This is a genomic window from Cognatundibacterium luofuense, from assembly GCF_018139685.1.
Lineage (GTDB): Bacteria > Pseudomonadota > Gammaproteobacteria > Burkholderiales > Burkholderiaceae_D > Undibacterium > Undibacterium luofuense.
Genome location: NZ_JAGSPN010000413.1, coordinates 1 through 330 on the forward strand (window position 1 = coordinate 1; position 330 = coordinate 330).

Genomic DNA, 330 nt, shown 5'->3' on the forward strand with positions numbered 1-330 from the left:
TTTGCAGGCGAATTCGCTGGCCACCATAGCACTCACACTGGGTTGCATATTGGCGGGACGACTGATCGATAAAATTGGTGGCGGCTGGACTTTTATTCTGGGCAGCAGTTTGCTTGGCACGGTGATTTACTATTTCTACAGCACGGTATTGCAAGACCCTTCCACACTGTACGGTGCTTACGCACTGGCTGGTTTTTCAGTTGGTCTGGTTGGCGCGGTACCCTATGTGATGGCCAATGCTTTTCCGGCCACCGTACGTTTTACCGGCCTGTCGTTTTCGTATAACGTGGCCTATGCCATCTTCGGTGGGCTGACGCCGATGATGGTCTC

At 52.7% G+C, this 330-nt stretch carries 1 pseudogene; it reads left to right on the forward strand.

Annotated features, from left to right (window positions below):
- Positions 1-330: pseudogene (locus KDM89_RS21005) on the forward strand (MFS transporter); the annotation flags it as partial.